General features: G+C 30.2%; 6 protein-coding genes. All 6 read left to right on the plus strand.

From position 1 onward, the window contains the following. Positions 1–5: 5 nt before the first annotated feature. Positions 6–509 (plus strand): metal-dependent hydrolase, encoded by a 504-nt coding sequence (locus tag BTM19_RS09620; protein WP_029378547.1) that lies wholly within the window; start codon positions 6–8, stop codon positions 507–509. Positions 510–624: 115 nt separating this feature from the next. Then, positions 625–1,812, plus strand: coding sequence for a UTP--glucose-1-phosphate uridylyltransferase (locus BTM19_RS09625; protein WP_029378548.1), 1,188 nt, complete (start codon positions 625–627; stop codon positions 1,810–1,812). Between the two features lie 17 nt (positions 1,813–1,829). Beyond that, positions 1,830–2,513, plus strand: coding sequence for a PAQR family membrane homeostasis protein TrhA (gene trhA, locus BTM19_RS09630; RefSeq protein ID WP_037557200.1), 684 nt, complete (start codon positions 1,830–1,832; stop codon positions 2,511–2,513). Positions 2,514–2,749: 236 nt separating this feature from the next. Further along, complete coding sequence (sdrM, locus tag BTM19_RS09635) at positions 2,750–4,090, plus strand: multidrug efflux MFS transporter SdrM (RefSeq protein ID WP_069796684.1); 1,341 nt, start codon at positions 2,750–2,752, stop codon at positions 4,088–4,090. A gap of 159 nt (positions 4,091–4,249) precedes the next feature. After that, positions 4,250–4,708 carry a SepA family multidrug efflux transporter gene (locus BTM19_RS09640; RefSeq protein ID WP_029378551.1) on the plus strand — a complete coding sequence of 153 codons (459 nt, stop codon included), beginning with the start codon at positions 4,250–4,252 and terminating at the stop codon, positions 4,706–4,708. A 242-nt stretch (positions 4,709–4,950) separates the two neighbouring features. Continuing rightward, entirely contained in the window at positions 4,951–6,015 is a 1,065-nt protein-coding gene (locus BTM19_RS09645; RefSeq protein ID WP_029378552.1) for a P-loop NTPase, read from the plus strand. The last annotated feature ends 471 nt before the right edge of the window (positions 6,016–6,486 follow it).

Here is a 6,486-nt window from a genome sequence, read left to right on the forward strand (position 1 = left end):
TGAAAATGACAGGTAAAACCCACGCATCATGCGGCTTATTAGTCGGAGCTTTAACATTAGAATATTTTCATACTGATTTGTTTACATCTGTTACAGTTATAACGCTTGCAGTTATTTCGAGTTTGGTACCTGATATTTGTCACGCACAAAGTAAAATTGGTAGACGATTTAAACTTATTAGTTACTTAATCAGAATGGTATTTGGACACAGGACATTTACACATTCACTTTTATTTATAGGGATTATTATATTTTTATTGTATTTGATACAAACCCCGGATTATTATTTGAGTAGTATTGTTTTCGGTTTGCTTTCACATGTTATACTAGATATGTTAACCCCAAGAGGTGTTAAATTATTTTATCCTGTTCCAATAAGTGTAAAATTCCCGGTGGTTTTTAAAACAGGCGGTCTAGTTGATTTGTCTTTAGCCAGCGCGTTAACTATTGGAGCAACGTATGTAATTTTTCAACCGTCTATACATAAGTTATTATTGACTTGGTTATAATTATGGTTGTACTGAGCATCATAATAATATAAAGTACATACAGTGAAATTATATATCCGTAATGTGAATAAGATATATTTTTTATTTAAATATTTGGATATTAAGGAGAGAGAGCATGCTAGATAAGAAAGCTTTAGAAAAGTTTAATCAAGAACATCTCATTGAGTTTGAAAAATTAATGAGCACTAATGAGAAAGAACAACTATCTGAAAAACTAGATGCACTAAATTTAACGGATATTCAAGATTTATACGAGGATTTATATGTAAATAAAAAAGAAATTGATGATGTTACTTCTATCAATGAAGTTAAGTATGATATAAAAAATGAATTTACAGACGAAGTGATAGAGCAATATGAAAAAGTTGGACTTGAAGCTATTCGTAAAGGTAAATTTGCAGTATTACTTATGGCTGGTGGCCAAGGTACTCGTTTAGGATATAAAGGTCCTAAAGGTTCTTTCGAAATAGAAGGCGTAAGTTTGTTTGAGATTCAGGCAAAACAATTATTAGCATTAAAAGAGCAAACAGGCGAATTTGTTGATTGGTACATTATGACCAGTAAAATCAATGATCAAGAAACACAGTTATTCTTCGAATCAAATAATTACTTTGGTTATGATAGATCACATGTGCATTTCTTTATGCAAGATAATATTGTAGCTTTATCTGAGGAAGGTAAATTAGTATTAGATGTAGATAATAATATTTTAGAAACGCCAAATGGTAATGGTGGTGTGTTTAAAGCACTTAAAAAAGCTGGATATTTACAAGAGATGCTAGATAATGGTGTCGAATACATTTTCTTAAATAACATCGATAACGTACTAGTTAAAGTACTTGATCCATTGTTTGCTGGCTATACATTCCAAAATAGTATGGATATTACTACAAAATCTATACAACCTAAAGATGGCGAAAGCGTTGGTCGTTTAGTTCATACAAAACACAAAGATACGGTACTTGAATATTCAGAACTAAGTCCCGATGTAGCAAATGAATTTAATAATGCTAATATAGGAATTCATTCTTTCAAACTCTTATTTATTAGTAATGTCGTTGACAATGAATTGCCATACCACTTAGCAATCAAAAAATTAAAGCAGTTAGATGAGGATTTTGGTGTGATTGAGCAATCAACTTTGAAATTTGAATTGTTTTATTTTGATATATTTCAGTATGCAAATAGCTTTATTACTTTACAAGTTTCGAGAGATGAAGAATTTTCACCTCTTAAAAACAAAGAAGGTAAAGATAGCGTAGAAACAGCTAGAGCAGATTTAAAACGTATGAATATGATATAAAAAAGGTGGTTACACTGTTGTCTCAATCAATAAAAGCTGATGATAATAAAGTAGTTAAAACATTTAAAGATATTGTACCTTTAACATTTGGAGAAGAAATAGGCAATGCAGTATCTCACGGTGTAGCAGCTTTTATAGCGTTATGTGCGCTACCTTATGCTGCCATCTTAAGTTTTCTAAACTTCGGTATAATGGGTGCTTTTAGTGTTTCTGTTTATGTTATAAGTATATTTTTAATGTTTATTTCATCAACGGTTTATCATTCAATGCCAAATAAATCATCGCATAAATTCATTTTGCGCATAATTGATCATAGTATGATTTATGTTGCAATCGCTGGTACATATACTCCTATTTGCTTGGCTTTAGTCGGAGGTTGGATTGGCTGGTCAGCAATGATTGTACTGTGGGGAATAACGATTTGGGGCATTTTATACAAATCACTAGCTAAAAATGTTAATCATAGATTAAGTTTAATTATGTATCTTGTAATGGGGTGGGTTGGAGTATTGTTCTTGCCTAGAATTATTTTTGATACATCACTTGCATTTATGTTATTTATACTGTTTGGTGGAATTGCATATACAATAGGTGCTTGGTTTTACGCACAAAAGGATAGACCATATTTCCATATGATTTGGCACTTCTTTATTGTGATTGCTTCAGTATTCCATTTTATAGCGATTATATATTTTATGTAGATTTATTTTATACCGACAATATCAAATGATATTGTCGGTATTTCTGTGTATTTAGTTGTTTTAACAAAATAAATGATTATGCAATTAAGCAAAGAATGTAATAGTATTATTAATTGGAAAAAGACATCAAATTTGTTTAACTTATAGTAAAGTAAAGATATATAACTTAGAAATAAATGAGAATTAAGTAGAATTTAATATAAATTTTAATAAGGCGAGAGAGGTGAGAATAATACATGAATATAAAATCATTAGGCATTATAGTTGCACTTATTCTAATAATGTTTATGTCTGCAATTGAAACATCTATAGTTTCTTTAGCTTTACCAACAATTAAAATGGATTTAAGTGTAGAATCATCCATTTCACTCATATTTGCAGTTTATTTTATTGCTATAGTTATTGCCAATCCGATTGTAGGCGAACTGTTAGAGCGCACTAAAATTATATACATAACATTATTAGGACTTTTATTATTCACAGTAGGGAGTCTGCTGTCGGGACTAAGTGACACTTTTACTCTATTAATTGTGTCTCGCTTTATCCAAGGATTAGGTGCTGGGGTTATGATGGCTTTAAGTCAAATTGTTCCAAAGTTAGCGTTTGAAATTCCATTACGTTATAAAATTATGGGCATAGTAGGAAGTGTATGGGGAATATCGAGTATTATTGGACCAGTGCTTGGAGGAGGTATTTTAGAATTCGCAACCTGGCATTGGCTATTTTTTGTGAATATTCCTATTGCAATAGTAGCGATGATTCTTGTTATATTTACTTTTCATTTTGAGAATGAAAGCACAACTGCTACAAATAAGTTAGATATAAAAGGTTTAACTTTATTTTATGTTTTTGTATTTTTCATAATGTTTACAGTTATGAATAAGTCGAACTTATATTTAAATATAGGTTCAATGATTATAGCAATAGTAGTAGCAATTATACTATTTAAAAATCAGAAGAAAGTAAAAGCGCCATTCGTACCAGTTAACGAATTTAATAAAATGATTGTTTTAATATTCTTTACTGATTTTGCTTATGCGATTATATTGATGGGCTACAATTTATATATGCCAATCTATTTACAAGAAGATATAGGATTATCCCCGTTGCAAAGTGGATTTGTTATTTTCCCAATATCGTTTGCATGGCTAATTTTAAATTTCTCATTGGATAAAATAGAAGCAAAAATGTCTAGAAAAGCATTATACATCAGTGCATTTACCTCATTAATAATTTGTGGGATATTAGTATTTGTTGGAACAGAATCACCAATTTTTATTGGATTTAGCTTATTATTGGCTGGTATTAGTTTCGGGACCGTTTATACTAAAGATAGTGTGATTACCCAAGAGGAAACATCTCCAGCAAATATGAAACGTATGATGTCACTCTATACATTAACGAAAAGCTTAGGAAATTCCATAGGATCTACAATTATGGGCTACGTGTATGCCTTGTCATTTACTTTTATTAGCGTTCACATACATAACGTCATTATTTTAAGTTTGGTAATACTTGTAATGCTCGTTTTATTATGGTTATTAGTATATAAAGAGAAAACAGTAACAACTAAGTAGTAATGTATATACATTAAGCTAACTTTGATATTAAGTGAAAGTTACCACATATATATATGTTTTTTGTACAAGGTGGGTATAATGGTAATATAAATAATGAGTCGGAATATACCAGTTACACATATTGTAGATAAATCGAGAAAGGGAGGACAGTAAGCAATGAAATATATTAGATATTTATTTACAACGCTTATTGTACTTTCTGTATTTATAATATCTGGCGCCATCTTCTTAACATTTCTAGGTTTTGGCTTATATGGATTAAGTAGAATTTTAATATATTTTCATTTGGCGTACTTTGGTTATAATAAAAGTTTTTACGATAACTTAATTTACTATGGTAGTTATATCGTATTAGGTTATTTTAATTTATTTATTATAGAAAACTTAATGGATTACTTTAGGAAAAAAATACCTGAGAATCCGTATTTTCAAGGAACAACATATCATTTGATTACATTTACGGTAACGACATTACTATTTTACTTTATAGTGCATATCCATTATGCATATATCAATATTGATTTTTGGGTGATTGTCCTAATCATTGGCATCTTATTTATATGTAAGGAAATCTTTTATCCAGATAGTAAAAATCTAAACGATAAACACAAATAGCACTGTTTGTTATATATAAGGTGGAGACAGTTGCCTTTGGAGAATGAAATAAAATGTGTTGTAGGATATAAGCAATATTAAATCAAAGCAGCTAGTTCATTATTCTTATTTGTAAGAATGATTTGAGCTAACTGCTTTTTTATTCAACATATTAAATTTATACTAAGTATAAACAATTTAAAGCATAGTCAAAGTTTATTTGTTAGAATATAAATGATAACGAAATAAGAGGGGGACGCTTTGTGTTAACGATAGAGCAAGTTAAAGAACTTGTTGGAGAATTAAAAGATCCAATAATTGATGTACCATTAAAAGAAACAGATGGAATTATCGAAGTAAGTATTAAAGAAGAAAAAGAGCATGTAAGTGTTAAAGTAGCAATGGCTCAATTAGGTGGCCAACCACAACTAGACTTACAAATGGCAATTGTAGAAGTGCTTAAAGAAAATGGCGCGAATACAGTTGGGATTCGATTTGAAGAATTACCATCAGATGTTGTAGAACAATATCGTGGTTCAGGGGAAGAACAAAATCAAACAATAGAAGGATTACTTTCAAAAGATAATCCGGTTGAATTTATTGCAATTGCCTCAGGTAAAGGTGGCGTTGGTAAATCAACAGTAGCAGTTAACTTAGCAGTATCTTTAGCAAGAGAAGGTAAAAAGGTTGGACTTGTAGATGCTGACATTTACGGTTTCAGTGTTCCTGATATGATGGGTATTGATGAAAAACCAGGTGTCCAAGGTAAAGAAATTATACCTGTAGAACGTCATGGTGTTAAAGTAATATCTATGGCATTCTTTGTTGAAGAAAATGCACCAGTTATATGGAGAGGTCCAATGCTTGGCAAAATGCTGACAAACTTCTTCGTTGAAGTAAGATGGGGAGATTTAGACTACCTTATTCTAGATTTACCACCTGGTACGGGAGATATCGCATTAGACGTTCATACTATGTTACCTTCTAGTAAAGAGATTATTGTAACTACACCACACCCAACAGCAGCGTTTGTTGCTGCAAGAGCTGGAGCAATGGCAAAACATACTGAACATTCTATTTTAGGAGTAATTGAAAATATGTCTTATTTCCAAAGTAAAGAAACTGGAAATAAGGAATATGTATTTGGTACTGGTGGTGGAGAGAAACTTGCAGAAGAACTTCAAACCGATTTATTAGGGCAACTTCCATTAGAACAACCATCATGGAACCCTAAAGACTTTGCACCTTCTATATATCAAATAGATGATAGACTTGGTGAAATATACCAATCTATGGCGCAACAAATTATTGAAAAGACTAGTAAATAAGTGATTTTTGTTAGTGGGTAGAATTTATTTTAATTTCTATCCACTTTTCTATTGCTTTTTTTCTTAATGATGGTAGAATTGTTTCTTGTGACAAACATTTGATTTCGCTAATGTGAATTCAAAAATAATTAAATTAAAATTGTTGTTGACTTTCCTAGATAGAATTGATATCATATAAAAGTCGTCAAAAACGGCAAACAAATTATTTAAATTAATTATAAAAAGTGTAAAAAATATACTTGCATTAATAAGAAAAATAATTTAATATTGTTAGAGTAATGTTAATTGATTGTTAAAAAAATAATATTTTCTTATTGACAAAACATCGAATGAAATGTTAACATTGTAATGCAACTATTAATTAAATGAAGAAATGAACATTGAAAACTGAATTGCAATATGTCAACGTTAATTCCGAACGCAACATTAAATTGTTGGTTCAAAACAAGTGTTAGAGATAACACAAATTAG

This window comes from Staphylococcus xylosus (assembly GCF_002732165.1).
GTDB classification, from domain to species: Bacteria; Bacillota; Bacilli; order Staphylococcales; family Staphylococcaceae; genus Staphylococcus; species Staphylococcus xylosus.

Bases quoted from the DNA above. Each gene is read 5' to 3' on its own strand.
- BTM19_RS09620 (WP_029378547.1), top strand. From the start codon at position 6: ATGACAGGTAAAACCCACGCATCATGCGGCTTATTAGTCGGAGCTTTA.
- BTM19_RS09640 (WP_029378551.1), top strand. From the start codon at position 4,250: ATGAAATATATTAGATATTTATTTACAACGCTTATTGTACTTTCTGTA.
- BTM19_RS09625 (WP_029378548.1), top strand. From the start codon at position 625: ATGCTAGATAAGAAAGCTTTAGAAAAGTTTAATCAAGAACATCTCATT.
- sdrM (WP_069796684.1), top strand. From the start codon at position 2,750: ATGAATATAAAATCATTAGGCATTATAGTTGCACTTATTCTAATAATG.